Annotated in this window: 10 protein-coding genes; 9 read left to right on the top strand and 1 reads right to left on the bottom strand. The window is 72.4% G+C overall.

Going from position 1 to position 18,944, the window contains the following annotated elements; all coding sequences use genetic code 11:
- Positions 1–123 precede the first annotated feature (123 nt).
- The 8 genes from J8N05_RS02085 (at position 124) to J8N05_RS02050 (ending at position 16,186) form a co-directional block, all read left to right on the top strand.
- Positions 124–3,027 carry a protein kinase domain-containing protein gene (locus tag J8N05_RS02085; RefSeq protein ID WP_210880785.1) on the top strand — a complete coding sequence of 968 codons (2,904 nt, stop codon included), beginning with the start codon at positions 124–126 and terminating at the stop codon, positions 3,025–3,027.
- 276 nt (positions 3,028–3,303) lie between these two features.
- Entirely contained in the window at positions 3,304–5,094 is a 1,791-nt protein-coding gene (locus J8N05_RS02080) for a serine/threonine-protein kinase (RefSeq protein ID WP_210880784.1), read from the top strand.
- Between the two features lie 350 nt (positions 5,095–5,444).
- Positions 5,445–7,082, top strand: a complete 1,638-nt coding sequence (locus J8N05_RS02075; protein ID WP_210880783.1) for a serine/threonine-protein kinase — start codon at positions 5,445–5,447, stop codon at positions 7,080–7,082.
- A gap of 119 nt (positions 7,083–7,201) precedes the next feature.
- Entirely contained in the window at positions 7,202–8,968 is a 1,767-nt protein-coding gene (locus J8N05_RS02070) for a serine/threonine-protein kinase (protein WP_210880782.1), read from the top strand.
- A gap of 352 nt (positions 8,969–9,320) precedes the next feature.
- Positions 9,321–10,763 (top strand): diacylglycerol/lipid kinase family protein, encoded by a 1,443-nt coding sequence (locus tag J8N05_RS02065; RefSeq protein WP_210880781.1) that lies wholly within the window; start codon positions 9,321–9,323, stop codon positions 10,761–10,763.
- 93 nt (positions 10,764–10,856) lie between these two features.
- The gene (locus J8N05_RS02060; protein WP_210880780.1) at positions 10,857–12,560 is read left to right on the top strand and encodes a serine/threonine-protein kinase; all 1,704 of its coding nucleotides are present in this window, start codon (positions 10,857–10,859) and stop codon (positions 12,558–12,560) included.
- A 104-nt stretch (positions 12,561–12,664) separates the two neighbouring features.
- Positions 12,665–14,290 (top strand): succinic semialdehyde dehydrogenase, encoded by a 1,626-nt coding sequence (locus J8N05_RS02055; protein ID WP_210880779.1) that lies wholly within the window; start codon positions 12,665–12,667, stop codon positions 14,288–14,290.
- A 108-nt stretch (positions 14,291–14,398) separates the two neighbouring features.
- A complete protein-coding gene (locus J8N05_RS02050) occupies positions 14,399–16,186 on the top strand; it encodes a GMC oxidoreductase (protein WP_210880778.1) in 1,788 nt (595 codons plus the stop codon).
- 217 nt (positions 16,187–16,403) lie between these two features.
- On the opposite strand, the gene J8N05_RS02045 is transcribed toward J8N05_RS02050, so the two are convergent.
- Positions 16,404–17,378 (bottom strand): LAETG motif-containing sortase-dependent surface protein, encoded by a 975-nt coding sequence (locus tag J8N05_RS02045; RefSeq protein ID WP_210880777.1) that lies wholly within the window; start codon positions 17,376–17,378, stop codon positions 16,404–16,406.
- A 284-nt stretch (positions 17,379–17,662) separates the two neighbouring features.
- Between J8N05_RS02045 and J8N05_RS02040 the strand changes: the two genes are divergently transcribed.
- On the top strand, positions 17,663–18,916 hold the full coding sequence (locus tag J8N05_RS02040) for a hypothetical protein (protein WP_308286784.1): 1,254 nt from the start codon (positions 17,663–17,665) through the stop codon (positions 18,914–18,916).
- Positions 18,917–18,944: the final 28 nt, after the last annotated feature.

Raw genomic sequence — 18,944 nt, 5'->3', positions numbered from 1 at the left:
CTCATGACGGGTTGCCTCCGGCACGTATCGTGAGTGGTTGCGGACCGTACGCAGCCACAACTGCAGCCACAACGGGACGCATGGCGAACGGATTTGACCAACCGGGCGGCCGGGGGAGGCAACGTGGAGGACTATGCGGGACGGGTGCTCGCCGACCGCTACCGCTTGCCGCTCCCGCCCACCGACGAGTACGAGCTCGCCGAGTCCCGGGCCTGGGACACCTACAGCGGACAGGAAGTACTGGTCCGGCAGGTGCCCCTGCCCGAGGTCGTCGAGGCGGAGGTGCTCGACGCGGACGGGCTGCCCGACGGGTTCGTGGCGCGGGACACCGGGGTGCGCGACGGCGGGGTGCGGCGGCCGTCCGCGCGCACCACACGGCGGCCCACCGAGCCGGCCGTGCGGCGGGCCATCGAGGCCGCCCAGGCCGCGGCGCAGATACCCGACCATCCCCGGCTCGACCAGGTCTTCGACGTGTTCGCCGAGGGCGGCTCGCTGTGGATCGTGAGCGAACTGGTGCCCGCGCGGCAGCTCGCGGCGCTGCTCGCCGAGGGCCCGCTGAGCCCGTACCGGGCCGCCGAGGTGGCCTCCGACGTGCTGACCGCCCTGCGGGTGCTGCACGCGCACGGCTGGGTGCACCGGAACATCACCGCGCGCACGGTGCTCGTCTGCGACGACGGCCGGGTGATGCTCACGGGCCTCGCCTCGGGGGCCGCGGAGGAGGCGCTGTGCGGGTACGACCCGGTGCCGGCGCCCGAAGGTGACGGCGGCACGGGCCGACAGGGCGGGCCCGGAACACCGGATGGGCCGCCGGCGCAGGCAGGACACGCGGGACATGCAGGTCAGGCCGGTCCGGGGGGTGCGGGCGGTTCGGCAGGGCAGGTGGGCCGGCCCGGCGGTGCGGTCGGACAGCTCGGTCAGTCCGGTACTCCGGGGCGCGCCGTAGGACAGGCGGTGCCCGGAGCACGTGGGCTGGACGGCGGCCGCGGAGCGGTCGAGGCCGTGCGCGGAGGCGGCGGCACGGGCGCGCTGCCCGTCCCGCAAGCGCACGCCCAGACACATGCCCAAGCCCAGACACAGGCACAGGGCCGGACACAGTCGCAGTCACAGGCGCACGCCTCCGACATGGCGCAGCGGGCGCTGGACGCCGGCGGAGACGTACGGGCCGCGCGGGCCGGAGCCATCGCGGCCTACCGCGCGGGTGCGCGAGCGGCGGCCCGGGTGCAGGAGGAGCAGCGGGGCGGCGGGAACGCGGCGTTGCCCGCTCCTCGGTCGCTGCCCGGTGGGAGCGATGCCGAGGCCGGCGGTCAGGCCTCGGGGCCGATCTCGGGCCGGATAGCCGGACAAGGGGCGGAGCACACCTCGCCGCCGGGACAGATCGCCGACCCGTACGGGGTGGGCGGAGCGGGGCTGCCGCCGGGCGCGTGGCACGGTGCGGCGCCGCGCGGCGGGGCCCCCGCCGTGGGAAGCCCTGGGCAGATCCGGCCTCCCGCGCTCCCCGACGGCCGCACCGGCGGGCATGGCGGCGATGGCGGGACCGGCGCGATCGGTGGGACCGGTGGGGCTGGTGGGACCGGTAGGACGACCGACGGCCGGGGGACGGAAGCTGTCGCGTACGGCGCCGGATACGCGCCGTCGGCCGACCACACCTCCGCGGCCCCCGGCACGGGCGCAGGCCTGGAGCCCGGCACGGGCGGGGCTCCCGCGCAGTGGAGTCAGCCCGCCTCCGCCGCTGCCGCCACCCGGCGGGGCCCGGCGACCGCGCTGGCGGCGGAGCGGGCCCGGCAGGCCCGGATGGCCGTCGTGGGACCCGTCACCGAGCGCTGGGCGCCCGAGCAGGCCGGACCCGTGCACGAGAACTGGCAGCTGGCGGCGCCGATCGGGCCCGCGACCGACCTGTGGGCGCTGGGCGCGCTGCTCTTCCGCGCCGTACAGGGCCACGCGCCCTACCCCGAGGAGAGCACCGCCGAGCTGGTGCAGCTGGTGTGCGCGGAGCCGCCCGCGTTCGCGGAGGAGTGCGGTCCGCTGCGGCCGGTCGTGGAGTCGCTGCTGCGCCAGGACCCCACCGAGCGACTGGACTTCGAGGAACTGCGGGGCTGGCTGCGCTCGCTGGTGCGGTCGGCGCCCGAGCCGGAGGCGGGCACGTTCGTCATAGCGGCACCGCCGGTGGACCCCGCCCGGCTCCCTGTCGTACGCCGTCGGGGCGAGCTGGTCCGCAGGCGTCGTGCGGGGCTGCCCGCGACCACCCCGCACGGCCGGCACAAGCGGGGCAAGCAGGGCAAGGAGGCCAAGCCCCGCAGGCTCGGCCGGACCTTGCTTCTGCTGATCCTGCTCGCCATGGCCGCGGCCGTCGCGTACGCGGTGGCGTTCATGCCCAAGACCGGCTCCGGCGGGGAGCGCACCGGTTCCGCGGGGGATGTCGTCGCCCCCACCCCCGGTCACTCCGGGGACACCGGCGCGGGGTCGGACGGGAAGGCGAGCTCCGGTCCGCAGGGCGAGAAGTCGCCGGGCGGCAAGAGCAGTCCGAGCCCGACGCGTTCGTCCAGCTCGACGACCCAGACCACCGGCCCCGACCTTCCGCAGGGCTTCACCCTGCGCAAGGACTCCGAGGGATTCCGGGTGGCGGTCGCCAACGGCTGGGAGCGGACGGGCAAGAACGGACGCGGCCAGGTCGTCTACTCGCACGGCAAGTTCGAGCTGCTGGTCGTGCCCGGACGGGACACGACCGAGGAGTTCGGCAGTGATCCGATGTCCTACCAGCGTGAGGACGAGCGCGAGTTGCAGCCGTTCCGCGACTCGACCTGGGCCACGTCCAGCGGGATGCGCCGGATCGACGTGGGCGGACGGGCCATGGCCGAGGGGCAGTTCACCTGGCAGGACTCCACGGGGAGCGAGGTCTACGTACGGAACCTCGTGATCATCGACGGCGGGAAGTACCACGTGGTGCAACTGCGCGGTCCGGAGGCCGAGCGGGACGAGGTGACACGGCTCTACGAGCAGGCGTCGTCGACGTACCAGATCACCGGGTGATGCCGTACCGGGCCGCCCTTTGATGCCGTACCGGGCCGTCCGTTGATGCACTGCCGGGTCACCGGTTGATGTGGTGTCATCACACCGTGCAGCCAGGGGGCTTGTGCGGCCGTGACACCGGTTCGGCGCCAACGTCCCATCACCGGGCGGCAACCGCCCGTTCATACCCGTGGGAACCGTCACAGTGCTGTCTCCGTCGGACCCCGCCGGTTCCCTGGGTGCGTGCCGGTCCTTAGTCTGACCCTGTCAAGAGCATTGCGGGGAAACGTGAATCAGATGCAGGGCCTGCTTCTCGCAGGCCGCTACCGGCTCGCCGACTCCATCGGCAGTGGCGGCATGGGCCGGGTATGGCGTGCGCGCGACGAAGTGCTGCACCGCTCCGTCGCGATCAAGGAGCTGACGGCCGCTCTTTACGTGTCCGAGAGCGAGCAGGCCGTCCTCCTCGCCAGAACCAGGGCCGAGGCCAGGGCCGCCGCGCGCATCAACCACTCGGCCGTCGTCACCGTGCACGACGTACTGGAGCACGACGGCCGCCCGTGGATCGTCATGGAGCTGGTCGAGGGCGGCTCGCTCGCCGACGCCGTCAAGGACGCGGGACGCATCGAGCCCAGGGAGGCGGCCCGGGTCGGGCTGTGGGTCCTGCGCGCCCTGCGGGCCGCGCACTCCGCCGGCGTACTGCACCGCGACGTCAAACCCGGCAACGTACTGCTCTCCCACGACCGGCGCGTGCTGCTCACCGACTTCGGGATCGCCCAGGTCGAGGGGGACACGACGATCACCCGTACCGGCGAGATCGTCGGGTCGGTCGACTATCTGGCGCCGGAACGCATCCGCGGTCAGGACCCGGGACCGTCCGCCGACCTGTGGGCGCTCGGCGCGACGCTCTACACGGCCGTCGAGGGCAGGTCGCCGTTCCGGCGGACGACACCGCTGACGACCATGCAGGCCGTCGTCGGCGAGGAGCCCGAGGCCCTGGAGAACGCGGGCCCGCTCACCTCCGTCATCACCGCCCTGCTGCGCAAGGACCCCGCCGAGCGGCCCGGACCCGAAGAGGCCGAGCAGATGCTCGCCGAGGCCGCGGAGGGGCGGGCGCCCGACTCGGCGCACGCCTATGTGCCGACGCAGCACGTGGACGGCGCACCGGACCCGCGGGGAACGTACGGCCAGGGACTGCCGGGCGCGTACGGGCCCGCGCAGGCCGCCGCCGCTCCCGGGTCCGAGGACGCCACCCACGCCGTCGCCCACGGGTCTCACGGCTTCGACGGGTCCCGGGGTGGCCCGTATCCGCCGGGTGCCTACGGCGGTCCGGACGGCCGCGACACCTATGGCAGTCATGGCAGGCCCGCGCCCGATCCGGCCGGCGCCACCGCGAACCAGCCGGCGGTGGTCGGCCGGCCCGGGCGGCGACGGTTCCGTACCGTCGCCGCGGTCGTGCTGGCGGCGGCGCTCGTCGGCGGCGGTGGCGTCGCGGCGCTGCTGATGGTGGACGGCTGGGGGGACGAGGACGCGTCGAAGTCCTCGAACCACTCCTCGGCCCCCAGGACCCCGTCCCCCTCGGACGGTGACGACGACGGAAAGCAGACCGAGGGGGCCCAGACCGGTGACGTGCCCGCCGGCTGGGAGCGTGTCGACGACCCCGAGGGATTCAGCCTCGTCCTGCCCGAGGGCTGGAAGCGGCAGGTCGAGGGCACGCAGGTCGACTACACGCCCGACGCGGGCGAGCACTTCGTCCGTATCGCGGTGGACGACTCGCCGGACTTCGACACCCCGTACCGGCATCTCGTCGATCTGGAACAGCAGATATCGGGGCGGCTGAGCGAGTATCAGCAGGTCGGTCTGGAGTCCAACACCTTCCGTGACCGTCCTGGGGCGCTGTGGGACTTCACCTGGACCGCGCTCGGCAAGGACACGGAGTTTCCCGGGCCTCGGCGGGCCATCGAACAGGCGTATCTCGGCCGTGACGGGGTCGAGTACGTGATCTACATGTCCTCGCCCGCGGATGACTGGGAGACTGCTCGGTCGCAGTTCGACACGGTGTTGCGTGGGTGGGAGCCGCCGGAGTCCTAGCGTGTGCCTGCCCCTGGCGGGGTGCGCTGCGGGGTGTTCCGTGGGGTGTCCTGCGGGGAGGTCGTCGGCTGCGGGTCGGTGGGGGCTGGTCGCGCAGTTCCCCGCGCCCCTGAAAGATTGCGCAGTTCCCCGCGCCCCCAAAGGCGAAAGGCCGCGCCGTTGCCTGCGCTCCTGGAGGCAGAAAGCTGCGTCGTTGCCCGCGCACCCAAAGGCGAAAGATTGCGTCGTTCCCCGTGCCCCTAGGGGCGAAAGGCTGTGTCGTTCTGCGTTCCCCCTGGAGCGTCGGTTGTCGGCCAACCTTCGTTGGGCGGGCCCGGAAGGGTTCCGTCCGTTGCGGCATGATGGGGCGCATGGCGACCGAAGGGGAGAGACCGGAGGACAACGCCCGGGTCATCGCGGGGCGTTACCGCCTGGAAGCCAGAATCGGCCGCGGTGGCATGGGTGTCGTGTGGCGGGCCACGGACCAGTTGCTGGCCCGGCAGGTCGCGGTCAAGGAACTCGCCGTCGACACCTCGCTCTCGGTGGCGGAGGCCCGGCTGCAGCGTGAACGCACCCTGCGCGAGGCACGCGCGATCGCGCAACTGCGGCACCCGCACATCATCGTCGTGCACGACGTCGTCGAGCAGGACGAACGCCCGTACATCGTCATGGACCTCCTCGAAGGAGGATCGCTCGCCGAGCGCATCTCCCGGTCCGGGCCCATCGGCCCGGTCGAGGCGGCACGGATGGGCATCGACCTGCTCGGCGCGCTGCGCAAGGCGCACGACGCCGGGGTTCTGCACCGCGATCTGAAGCCCGCGAACGTCCTCCTCACCCTGAGCGGCATCGTCGTCCTCACCGACTTCGGGGTCGCGCAGGTCGCGGGCTCGACGACGCTCACCGAGAGCGGGTCGTTCGTGGGCTCGCCCGAGTACACCGCACCCGAGCGGATGGCGGGCCTCAGGACCGGGCCCGAGTCCGACCTGTGGTCGCTGGGCGCATTGCTCTGCACGGTCCTCAGCGGCGAATCGCCCTTCCGCCGCGACTCGCTGGGCGGCACGCTGCACGCGGTGGTCGTCGACGACATACTTCCGCCCGCCGCCGCCGGGCCCCTGCTCCCCGTCGTACGGGGCCTGCTCGAACGCGATCCGGAGCGGCGGCTCGACGCGGTCGAGGCGGAGCGGCTGTTACGGGTCTTCCTGGACACGGGCCGTATGCCGCAGGCCCAGCCCGGCCGCACGCCCTCGCGGCGGGGCGCGCCGGGGCGTGATCACGGCACTTCGGCCTCGGCGTCGGCGTCCGCGGTTCCGGAACCTACCGTGCCGCACCCGCTCCGAGCCCCCTTCGCCGTCTCCTCGTCGATGCGCAACGTGCTGATCGCGGCGGCTCTCGTCGCGGCGATGGCCGTGGCGGGCGTGTCGGCGGCCGCGCTGCTGCTGGGCGACGGCGGCAACGGGCCGACGCCGCCGGGGGGTTCGGTCTCCTCGTCCCGTACGGCCACCGGTCCCACACCGAGTGACAGCGCCACCGGCCCTCGGCCCACGGCCTCCGCCAGTCGCACGGTACCCACGGGATACCGGCTCGTCCGCGACGCGGCGGGCTTCTCGCTCGCCGTCCCCGTGGGCTTCACGCGCGAGGCGCAGGGCGAGCGCGTCTACTACATGTCGGCCGGGAAGACCTTCCGCATCGGCGTCAAGGTGTCCGCGCCGGAACCGGGCGGCCCGCTCGCGGTGATGGAACGCGCGGCCGAGAAGGGGACCGACACCTACCCCGGCTACCGCGACGGCCGCGTCACCGAGACCACCCGCTCCGGACGCCCCGCCGCGCTCTGGGAGTTCACCTGGGACGGCTTCAGCGCGGCGGAGGGCGCGCGGCACATCTACGAACTGTGCTGGGAGGAGGACGGCCGGATGTACGACGTGCTGGTGTCGTCGCCGGTCGGCAAGGCGCGGGAGGCGCGGGAGTACTTCGACGTCGCGGTGGACACCGTGGCCCGTACGGGCTCATGAGCCGCATTTCGGCGTAAATCCGGTGGTTCGGAGTAAAGCGCGCGTCGTGCGTCACGGGTCTGTGACTGGAAAGCACCCAGGGTGGAGCGGAGGCGCCTGCCGCGATAAGGATGGACCCCATGAGCAGCAACGGGGGAGCCCCTTACGGACCCGACGAGCCGACGAGTTTCGGTCTGCAACCGCCACATCCACCGGTCGCCGTGCCCCACCCCGGGAATCCGTACGCCACACCCGCGCAGGTCGCGCCCGAGGTCGCGCCCGCAACTGTGCCCGAGGCCGTGTCGCGGCAACAGGCGCACCCGGCACCGCAGGCGCACCCCGTGCGGCAGGGGCAACCCGTGCAGCAGGCGCCGCACGACCCCGGCTCGGGCCGGCTCATCGCGGACCGGTACCGGCTGCTCGACAAGCTCGGTCACGGTGGCATGGGGACCGTGTGGCGGGCCAAGGACGAGACGGTGGACCGGGAGGTCGCGGTCAAGGAGCCGCGCATCCCCGACCATCTTCCCGAACGTGAACGAGCCAATGTCTCCGAGCGGATGCGCCGCGAGGCGCGCGCCGCGGCCCGGCTCGACCATCCGGCCGTCGTCAACGTCCACGACGTCGCCGTGGTCGACGGCCGGCCGTGGATCGTGATGGAACTGGTCCGGGGGCGCTCGCTCGGCGCCGCGCTCCAGGAGGGCACGCTCGGCGCGCGTGAGGCGGCGAGAATCGGCCTGGAGGTGCTTGGCGCACTGGAGTCCGCGCACGCGGCGGGCATCCTGCACCGCGACGTCAAGCCGGACAACGTCCTGCTCGGCACGGGCGACCGCGTCGTCCTCACCGACTTCGGCATCGCCCAGATAGAGGGCGAGACGAATCTGACCGACACGGGCGGCTTCGTCGGCTCGCCCGAGTTCATCGCGCCCGAGAGGGTGCTGGGGCAGCGCCCGGGCCCGGCCTCCGACCTCTGGTCGCTGGGCGTGGTCCTGTACGCGGCCACGGAGGGCGTGTCGCCGTTCCGCCGCAGCAACACGCCCGCGACGCTCCAGTCCGTCCTCAACGCCACGCCCGCCCCGCCCAACGCGGCCACGGGACCGCTCGCCGAGGTCATCAACGGCCTCCTCGACAAGGACCCGAACCGCCGCCCGGACGCCGCGCGGGTACGTGCCCTGCTGGAGGAGGCCGCGCGACCGCCCCAGCTCGCGCCCACCCAGATCGTCCAGCGGCCGGGGCCCGACGGGGCGCACGCCGGTGAGGGGGCGCCCCCCGGTGGCAGGCCGCTGCGCGTCGGCCGCAAGGGATGGATCGGCCTCGGGGCCGTGGTCGTCGCGGCGGCGGTGGCGGCGTACCTGGTGGTCGCGGACCCGTTCGCGGGGCCGTTGCCGGACGGCTGGAAGAAGACCGACGTGAAGGCGCTGGGCGTCACGATGGCGGTGCCGAAGGGCTACCAGAAGACCGTGCCCAAGCCCGACGCGCCCAAGGACGAGCACTGGGTGCAGTTCACCGACCTGAGCGGCACGCTGTGGATCAGCCTGTCGCTGGACAAGAAGGCCGAGGACACCTCGGGGGAGATCGCGGGGACGGCGTCGGCGGAGATGTACGAGGACGACGCCACGTACAAGCAGAGCGGCGCGTACGGGCTCGGGATGGACTCCGACCCGGCGCCGACGAGCGATCCCAACGACGTCAAGTACAAGGACCGCAAGGCCGCGCGGAACACGGTGGTCTACCGCAGCACGGACACGGAGAATCCGCGGCCGCGGGAGCTTCAGGTCCTGTACTACAAGACGACGTCCGGTGACATGTACAAGCTCATGATCGGTTACCCGGGCAAGGGTGATTTCACCGAGCGGGGGCGGGCGGTCGCCTCGACGGCCATCGCGAACCTGGACGTCGACAGGTTGTGAACCTCTGGGGATGCCCTGTTGAGGCGTCGAGGGGGCGTCGGTAGCGGCATACTGCTGCCTCGGGTCGTCGATCGCGGATCGCCGATCGCGGATCGTGGATCGTCGGGTGCGGGTCGGTGGGGGTTGCTCGCGCAGTTCCCCGCGCCCCTGAAGACGACGTTCGTCCGCAGGCCGGTGGGGGTTGCCCGCGCAGTTCCCCGCGCCCCTCGGGGAGGGGCTTCGCCCCGTCCCACCGAGGGGCGCGGGGAACGGCGCGGTCTTTCGCCCCCCAGGGGCGCGGGGAACTGCGCAGTCTTTTTGGTTTTCAGGGGCGCGGGGAACTGCGCAGGGTTGTGGAAGAGAGGCGGCAGGCGTGGGCCTGGATCTTGACGGGCGGGCACATGCCCGGCAGCGCTGGGCGGCCCGCGCCGCCCTGACCGGCGCCGCCCTCGCGGTCCTGCTGCCGCTCGGCTACGGCGGAGTCACCAGCCTGCTCCTCGTCGCGGTGGGAGCGCTGGGCACGGCCGTCACCGTGGCCGCCCTGTGGTGGGTGCTGACCCTCCGGGGCCCGTCCCGCGCGGCAGCCGTGGCGCTGGCCGTCACGACCCCCGCCGCGGTCGTCTGGTTCTTCGCCGCGGAGAACCTGCTCTGGGTCGTCATCGTGTCCCTGGCCCTGTGGGGATTCGCCGTCTGGGCCGGGAAGTTCGCGCTCAGCAGCACCAAGTCCCACACGGTGAGCGTCCGGGAGCACCGGACTCCCGCCCCCACCAGCCCCTTCCTCATCATGAACCCGCGCTCAGGGGGCGGAAAGGTCGAGCGGTTCGGCCTGAAGGAGAAGGCCGAAAAACTCGGCGCCCGGGTCCACCTCCTCGACCCCGAACGGCACGAGGACGTGACCGAACTCGCCCAAGGGGCCGTCGCGGACGGCGCCGACCTGCTCGGCGTCGCGGGCGGCGACGGTACGCAGGCGCTGGTCGCCGCCGTCGCCGCGGAGCACGGCATACCGTTCCTCGTCGTGTGCGCCGGAACCCGCAACCACTTCGCCATGGACCTCGGGCTCGACCGCAACGACCCGGCGGCGAGCCTCGACGCCCTCACGGAAGACGGCGTCGAACTCCACGTCGACCTCGGCTTCGCGGACACGTACCCCTTCGTCAACAACGCCTCGTTCGGGGCGTACGCGGTCGTCGTGCAGAGCCCCGAGTACCGCGATGACAAGGTCCGTACGACGCTGGAGCTGCTGCCCGAACTGCTCACGCACCAGCGGGGGCCGCGGCTGACCGCCCGTGTGGAGGAGACGGACGGGGCCACCGGTCCTCGGGCGGCGGGCGCCACGGCGGCGACCGTCGTCGACGGACCCCAGGCCCTCCTGGTGAGCAACAACCCCTACCGCATGGACGATCCGGCGGGCCTCGGCTACCGCGAACGGCTGGAGTCCGGTGTGCTGGGTGTCCTCGGCGTGCGGGTCGAGAACGCCGCCGAGGCTGCCGGGCTGCTGCTGGGCAGGCACTCCACCGGGCTCACGGTACTGACCGCCCGCGAGGTGGTGGTGGACGCCGACCGCCCCGAGATCGAGGTCGGCGTGGACGGCGAGGCCCTCATGCTGCCCACGCCGGTACGGTGCCGGATCGAGCCCGGTGCCCTGCGTGTACGCGTCCCCGGGAACCGGCCGGGCGTACCGGAGACCAAGCCGCCCATGGACTGGCGCCGGCTGCGCAAACTCGCGGCGGCGGTGGGGCGTACGGCGCTTCCCAAGCACCGGGCCCTGCCCCGGGAGGAGCCCCTGCCCGTGAACCGGACACCTCCCACGGCCTGACCCACCGGTGCCCCGTCGTCGACCCACCGTTGATCCACCGCGTACACGGGCCGAACATCGACAAGCTCCGTCCCAGCGCGGTACTGATGGGACATGAGCGATGACGGGGGGCGTCTGGTCGGCGGCCGTTACCGGCTGACCGAGCGCATCGGCTCGGGCGGCATGGGCACCGTGTGGCGGGCCACGGACGAACTCGTGGGGCGGGACGTCGCGGTCAAGGAGCCCCGGCTGCCCGGCGATCCGCGGGACGCCGCCCACCAGCGCGCGTACCACCGGCTGCAGCGCGAGGCGCGGGCGGCGGCGCGTGTGGAGCATCCCGGCGCCGTGGCGATCCACGACGTGGTCGTGGAGGACGGACTGCCCTGGATCGTGATGGAGCTGATCCGCGGCGAGTCCCTCCACGAGGTGCTGCAGCGCGGCGCGCTCCCGCCCACCGAGTCGGCGCGGATCGGGCTGTCCGTGGTGGGCGCCCTGAAGGCCGCGCACGCCAAGGGCATCGTGCACCGCGACGTGAAACCCGTGAACGTCCTGCTCGGACAGCACGGCCGCGTCGTGCTCACCGACTTCGGCATCGCGCACATCCAGGGCGAGGAATCCCTCACCATGAGCGGGGAGTTCGTGGGCTCCCTCGAATTCATCGCGCCGGAGCGGATGTCCGGCCGGGGCGCGGGCCCTGCCGCGGACATGTGGTCCCTGGGCGTCTGCCTGTACGCGGCCGTCGAGGGCTGGTCCCCGTTCCGGCGTACGACGCTGGAGTCCACCCTCGCCGCGATCCTGTCCGCCGAGCCGCCGGAACCCGAGCACGCGGGACCGCTCGGGCCGCTGATCGTCCGGCTCCTGGCGAAGGACCCGGACCAGCGGCCGGACGCCGACGAGGTCGCCGCCTCGCTGGAGGCGGTGGCGGAGGGCTGGCCGGTACCGCGGGGCGACCTGACGGCCCCGCAGGACGTCTCCTCGTTACGCGAGTTCGCGGACGACTCGGGAACGGTCCGGCTCGGACACGCGCCCGCGGCGTCGGCAGAACCAGGTGACGACCCGGTCCCGGTCCCCGCCTCGGACACCGCCCACCCCGACGCCGTACGACCGGAACCGAAACCATCACCGAAACCGTCACCGGAACCGGAACCGGAACCGGAACCGCCACCGAGGCGCCGCCACGCCCCCCGCCTCGTCGGCGGCACCCTCGTCGGCGCCCTGCTCCTGGCGGGCGGCGTCTGGCTCGGTACCTCGCTCACCGGCGACGGCGGTGGCGGCGGCAGGGCCGCGGGGGACAGGGCCCCGGTGAACTCGTCGGTGACCTCCCCCGAGACCGCGGCCGGGCCCACGGCCGACGAGGTGTGGACCGCCCGTCCCGAGAAGGACCTGAAGGCGGTCCTCCACCTCCCCCGCCAGTTCGTGCGCTTCCACGAGCAGGGCGGCGCCGACGACCAGCCGCGCATGGCGATCTTCGACAACGACGAGGTCGTGCAGGTCCGGCTCACCCTGTGGGACAGGGCGCCGAGCTCGCCGATGGCCCGGGCGCGGCACCAGGGCGACACCTGGGCGGGCTACGGCGAGTCGCGGACGCAGTACACGCGGACGTCCTTCCACGGGTTCGAGGCCGTGCTCGCCGACACCACCTACGACACCGAGGGCGATCTGACCCGTGTCATGGAGCTGATGATCCTCACCGACGACAGCCTTCTGTACGAGCTTCGGGTGGACATGCCCAAGGGGACGGCGGACGAGAAGAGGGGCACCGCGGTGTTCAAGGGGGCGCGGGAGCGTCTTGAGATCGAGGACCGGACAACACCCTGATCAGGGCATTTACTGCCAGTGATCACTGGCGCCTTGTGTGTACTCGGTGAAACCCTGTTACCGACGGGTACCCAAAGAGCGCGGGCGGGCATACCCTGCGGCTCATGACGGACTCGCAGGCCCCGGCACAGGCCCCGGAAAAGACCGGTACCAACCCTCTCGCGCCCGCCCCCGAAGGCGCCCGTACGGCTGCTGACGTGGTCACGCCCGAGCTGATCGCCCAGCTCACCCGTGGCGTGGTCGGCTCGGGCCGCACCGCCAACCACACGCCGTTCACCGGCGAGAAGCTGGCCGACCTGCCGGAGTCCACCCCGCAGGACGTGGAACTGGCCTACGAGCGGGCGCGCGCCGCCCAGTTCCTCTGGGGCCAGATCCCCGTCAAGGAGCGCGCGGCCGTCCTCCTGCGCTTCCACGACCTCGTGCTCGCCCGCCAGGCCGAGGTGCTGGACCTGATCCAGCTGGAGACCGGCAAGGCCCGGCTGCACGCCCACGAGGAGGTCCAGGCGGTCGCCGTCGCGGCCCGCCACTACGGCCGCCGCGCCCCCTTCTACCTGCGCCCCAAGCGGCACGCGGGCGCCATGCCGACCCTCACCAAGGTCACCGAGCTGCGCCACCCGCGAGGCGTGGTCGGCCAGATCGCCCCCTGGAACTACCCGCTGGAACTCTCCGTCGGCGACGCGCTGCCCGCCTTCGTCGCGGGCAACGCCGTGGTGATGAAGCCCGACACCGAGACCTGCCTCACCGCCCTGTGGGCCCGTGACCTGCTGATCGAGGCGGGCCTGCCGGCCGACGTCTTCCAGGTCGTCCTCGGCGAGGGCCCGGTCATCGGCCCGGAGGTCGTCAAGCACGCCGACTACGTCTCCTTCACCGGCTCCACCCGCACCGGCCGCGAGGTCGCCCAGGGCGCGGCGGCCCGGCTGGTCGGCGTGTCCCTGGAACTCGGCGGCAAGAACGCCATGCTGGTCCTGGAGGACGCCGACATCGACCGGGCGGCGGCCGGCGCGGTCCGCGCCTGCTTCTCGTCGGCCGGGCAGCTGTGCATCAGCATCGAGCGGCTGTACGTCCACGAGTCGATCGCGGACACGTTCCTGGAGCGGTTCGCCGCCCGCACCAGGGCGATGCGGCTCGGCACGTCCCTCGCGTACGGCGCCGAGATGGGCTCGCTGGTCGGCGAACGCCAGCTGGAGACCGTGACCCGGCACGTCGAGGAGGCCGTCGCCAAGGGCGCGACCGTCGTCGCGGGCGGTGTCGCGCGCCCGGACATCGGCCCGTACTTCTTCGAGCCGACCATCCTCGACGGCGTCGAGTCGCCGATGGCGGTCTGCGGCGAGGAGACCTTCGGCCCGGTCGTCTCGATCTACCGCTTCGAGGACGAGGACGAGGTGATCGCCTCCGCCAACGCGACGGCGTACGGCCTCAACTCGTCGGTCTGGACGAAGGACGGCCGTCGCGGCGCCAAGGTCGCGGCCCGGCTGCGCACCGGAACGGTCAACATCAACGAGGGCTACGGGCCCGCGTACGGCAGTGTCCAGTCGCCGATGGGCGGCATGAAGGACTCCGGCCTCGGCCGCCGCCACGGCTCCGAGGGCATCCTCAAGTACACGGAGGCCCAGACGGTCGCCCAGCAGCGCCTGCTGCCGATGGCCCCGTCCCTGGGCATGGACGACGAGAAGTACGCAGCTTTCATGAGCCGCAGCCTGAAACTGATGAAGGCATTCCGGTTCCGCTAGGAGCGCCTCGTGAGGAGCGCCTCGCCAGGAGCGCCCCGTCCGGGGCGCGGGGAACCGCGCGCCCAGCCACGACGCACCCGCACGGCACACTCAAAGGGGAGACAGCACGTGCCTCAGGAAACGTACGACTACGACGTCATCGTCGTGGGCTCCGGCTTCGGCGGATCCGTCACCGCCCTCCGCCTGACGGAGAAGGGCTACCGCGTAGGTGTCCTGGAAGCGGGCCGCCGCTTCACCCGGGCCACCCTGCCCAAGAACTCCTGGGACCTGAAGAACTACCTCTGGGCGCCGAAGCTCGGCATGTACGGCCTCCAGCGCATCCACCTCCTCGGCAACGTCATGGTGCTCGCGGGCGCGGGCGTGGGCGGCGGCTCCCTCAACTACGCCAACACCCTCTACGTACCGCCGAAGCCGTTCTTCGAGGATCCGCAGTGGAAGGACATCACCGACTGGCAGGAGGAGTTGAAGCCGTACTACGACCAGGCCCAGCGCATGCTCGGCGTACGGCTCAACCCGACCATGACGCCCTCCGACGTCCATCTCAAGGCGGCGGCCGGGCGGATGGGCGTGGGCGACACCTTCCACATGGCGCCGGTCGGTGTCTTCTTCGGTGACGGCGAGGACGCCGACAAGACCGTGAAGGCACGGCCGGGGGAGCAGGTCGACGACCCGTACTTCGGCGGCGCCGGCCCCGCCCGCACCGCGTGCGCCGAGTGCGGCGAGTGCATGACGGGCTGCCGGCACGGCGCGAAGAACACCCTCAACGAGAACTACCTGTACCTCGCGGAGAAGGCGGGCGCGGTCGTCCACCCCCTGACGACCGTCGTGTCCGTCACGGACGACTCGCAGGGCGGTTTCGCCGTCTCGACGCTCCCCACGGACCGCGGGCGCAAGGGCGCAGGGCGCGAGGGCCGGGTCTTCAAGGCCCGCCGGGTCGTCCTCGCGGCCGGCACGTACGGTACGCAGACCCTGCTGCACCGGATGAAGGACGGCGGACAGCTGCCGTACCTGTCGAAGCGGCTGGGCGAGCTGACCCGTACGAACTCCGAGGCGCTGGTCGGCGCGCAGACCAGCGACCGCCGCTACCGCAAGGCCACCGGCGAGGCGAGGGCCGACTTCACCCGCGGGGTCGCCATCACGTCCTCGATCCACCCGGACGCCAACACGCACATCGAGCCCGTCCGCTACGGCAAGGGCTCCAACTCGATGGGCAGCCTGTCGATCCTCCAGGTTCCGTACACGGAGGGCTCGTCGAGGGTGCTCGCCTGGCTCGTCAACGCGGTGAAGCACCCCACTCTCGTGGCGCGCTCCCTCTCCAACCGCCGCTGGTCGGAGCGGACCATCATCGGCCTGGTGATGCAGTCCCTCGACAACTCCCTGACCACGTACCTCAAGCCGAAGGGCGCGGGCAAGGGCCTGCTGACCGCCCGCCAGGGGCACGGGGCCCCGAACCCGAAGCAGATCAGGACCGCTTCGGAGGGCGCCTCCGCGATAGCCGCCGAGATCAACGGTTTCCCCGGCTCCAACGTCGGCGAGCTGATGGGCACCCCGCTGACCGCCCACTTCCTGGGCGGCTGCCCGATCGGCGCGTCCGCCGACGAGGGCGTCATCGACCCCTACCACCGGCTGTACGGGCACCCGGGCATCTCCGTCGTCGACGGCGCCGCGGTCTCGGCGAACCTGGGCGTGAACCCGTCGCTGACGATCACCGCCCAGGCCGAGCGCGCGATGTCGTACTGGCCCAACAAGGGTGAGACGGACCCGCGTCCGGCGCCCGGCGCGGCCTACGAGCGCCTCGAAGCGGTCGAGCCGCTCACCCCCGCGGTCCCGGCGGACGCCTTCGGCGCCCTGAAACTCCCGTTCCTCGGCATGCCGACGATCCCACCGAAGAAGTAGAGAAAAGCAACCGACAAAGACGAAGGACCTGCGCCCCCCTCCGAGCGCAGGTCCTTACGTCTGGTCGCACATACAGCAAGTCGAGTCGGTCATGCGTGACGCGTCAGCGACTCGCGCGGGGCGTTGCCCTCAAGGGGCGCAGCCCCTAGGGGCGCGGGGAACTGCGCGCCCGGCCCCCACCGGCCCGCAGTCAAATCCCCCACGCCCAGCGGCAGCGCTACGCGTCGGAGCCAGCCTTGCGACGCCGCGCAACGACAACGGCCCCCACCCCAGCGGCGAGCGCAACCCCACCGACGAGCCCGATCGTCGGCAGCGCGGAGCTGGACCCGGTCTCGGCGAGATTCCCGGTCACCTGCGGAGTGTCGGCCTTGTCCGGCTTCTGGTCGCTGACCGGCGCCTTGCCGCCTTCCTGCGGCTTCGTGCCACCGGTGTCCGTACCCGCGGCGACGATCTGGAACTTGTACGCGACCTCACCGAAGCCGGTGCACTCCGCGTCGTCGTCGCCGTAGATCGTCGCGCCGAGCGAGAAGCCCGCGCCGACGGGAGCGGTGGACTTCACGTTGATACGCAGTGGGACGAGCACCTCGTAGTCGGGCTTGAGCTCGTCGGTGTAGCCGACGAAGCCGACCGCGTAACCCTCTTCGTCGAGGTCCTCCCAGACCTTGTCGTCCGGGTTCCAGGCCTGGAGCTGGACCTGCTTGCTCTTGAAGAGGTCCGTGCCGTCCACGTCGGAGGAGGCGCCGGCGAGGAAGTCCAGGTCCTGGAGCGTCGAGTCGGAGGAGTTGAGGACGCTCAGCGAGAACACGTGCCAGCCGCTGCCCACGGCGATCTTGCCGGGCAGGCCGGTGATGCTGACGTCGACCTTGGTGTCCTCGCACACCGACGGCTCGGGGTCCGGGGTCTCGGACTCCCCGGGCGGGGTGGTGCTCGGCGCCGGGCTGGTCGCCGGCGGGGTCGAGGTCGGCGTGTCCGCGGGGGGCGTGGAGGCCGGCGGCGTCGTCTCGGGCGACGCGGGAGGCGTCGTCGTCTCGGTGGTCTCGGTCTCCGTCGCGCCCGGCGTCACGGGAGCCGTGGTGGTCTCGGTGCCGGTGGGCGCGGGGTCGGTCGCATAAGCGGCCGGGGCCGACAGCAGCGCGAGCGGGGCTATGACAGCCGTCGTGGCCGCAGCGACCATGACACGGCGAAGCTTCATGAAGACCTCGGAAAGTCCGGTGCGCCGCGATGTCACGGCACGAGATTCGGGAGGCCTCCGCGTGGCGGACACGGGTATGGCCGTTGGTTCCGTAAGTGAGACCTGTGACTCCTGTGAAGGGTTGTCCTCAAACTCACAGAATTCTTATGTGGGCTGGGTCACACGCGGGCTCGACTTGTGAACTCCCGTGCCCACACCTTAGAACTGACCCTCGGTCGACTGTTCGAGCACGTCGACCGGTACGTCGACCAGCACGTCGGCCATGGGGGAGAGGCGCGAGCGTCGTGAGTGAGAAGCCGTCCGGGAAGGCGCCGGAGGAGCCGGGCGAGCCAGGCGGGTCCGGCGAGCCAGGCGGGTCCGGTGGGTCCGCTGGGTCCGGGGAGTCCATACCCGACGACGTGTGGGAACGGTTCGTCCAGGACAGCGAGCGGGACATCCGGATCTCGCAGGCGCCCAAGGAGCCGTCCGCGCGCGCCCGCATGGTGACCGAGCGGCTGCGCCAGCAGGACGCCCGCGGTGAACTGCCCCCGGCCTGGCGCGCGGACCCCGTCGGTCAGGGGGCGAACGGGCGCAGGGCCCGGCGCCGCAGGGTGTGGACGGTCATCGGCATCCCGCTCGCCCTCGCGGTCGCCGTGGTGGCCATGAAGCCGTCCCTGCTGCCGGGCGACCCCTTCGGCACGGACTCGGCCGCGGTCATGGGCTCGGGTTCGGGTCCGGCGGTCTCCCCGCTGCCCGCGGAGACCGCGCCCGAGACCGCGGCTCCGGGTTCCGCGCCCGGATCGCCCACCCTGGACGAGCCCTTCGCCGGATCCCCGGCCGCGCGGTACGCCGACGGCGCCGCCGGGATCGTACTGCCGGAGGCGAAAGCGGTCGGCGCGTTCTCGAAGGAGCAGGTCGCCGGGGCCCTGGAACAGAGCAGGACCCTGCTCGTCGGGGCGAACGTCGACCGCGGGACGCTGCTCGGCGACACCCCCGAGACCGTCCTCGGCGAGGTGCTCGACCCCAAGCAGCCCGAGTTCGTCGACGACCTGAGGTCCTGGCTGCGCAAGCCCGGCAGGGGCCACGACCCGCTGCGTTTCTTCAGCCGCTTCGACCAGGACGAGGTACGGCTCGTCGGTGACGTGGTCAAGACCCGTGGCCGTACGACGTTCGAGGGCGGGAAGGACGGGGCGCTGGACATCCACGTCGACTACACCTTCGTCTACGCGCTGGCCCCCGCCGACCCGGACTCCGGCGAGGTGGCCCGCACCATCGTGCGCCGCGTCATCGACCTGCGGCTCCTCGACCCCGCGAAGTACGAGGCCACACCGGGCAGGCTGGCGGTCATCAGGTACGACGACGACATCGCCAACTCCGCGTGCGGCGTGTACGACGGCTTCCTGCACCCGCGGCTGGCCTCCGGCGGACCGACGGGCGCGCCCCCGAGCGGGCCCGCGGTCGACCCGTACGACCGCAGCCGGGACATCGGGGACGACGACGGTGGCGCAGGTGACGGCGACTCCGGTGAGGGGTCGTGCGGGTCGGTGTCGCGCACATGATGACCGCCCGCATGACGACCGCGCACGT

Source organism: Streptomyces liliiviolaceus, assembly GCF_018070025.1.
Taxonomy (GTDB): domain Bacteria; phylum Actinomycetota; class Actinomycetes; order Streptomycetales; family Streptomycetaceae; genus Streptomyces; species Streptomyces liliiviolaceus.
The sequence above is the reverse complement of the archived record's forward strand: the minus strand, read 5'-3'. Positions and strand labels throughout refer to the sequence as shown.

Excerpts from the sequence above, each read along its gene's own strand:
- J8N05_RS02045 (WP_210880777.1), bottom strand. The coding sequence starts at position 17,378 with ATGAAGCTTCGCCGTGTCATGGTCGCTGCGGCCACGACGGCTGTCATA.
- J8N05_RS02080 (WP_210880784.1), top strand. The coding sequence starts at position 3,304 with ATGCAGGGCCTGCTTCTCGCAGGCCGCTACCGGCTCGCCGACTCCATC.
- J8N05_RS02075 (WP_210880783.1), top strand. The coding sequence starts at position 5,445 with ATGGCGACCGAAGGGGAGAGACCGGAGGACAACGCCCGGGTCATCGCG.
- J8N05_RS02070 (WP_210880782.1), top strand. The coding sequence starts at position 7,202 with ATGAGCAGCAACGGGGGAGCCCCTTACGGACCCGACGAGCCGACGAGT.
- J8N05_RS02055 (WP_210880779.1), top strand. The coding sequence starts at position 12,665 with ATGACGGACTCGCAGGCCCCGGCACAGGCCCCGGAAAAGACCGGTACC.
- J8N05_RS02060 (WP_210880780.1), top strand. The coding sequence starts at position 10,857 with ATGAGCGATGACGGGGGGCGTCTGGTCGGCGGCCGTTACCGGCTGACC.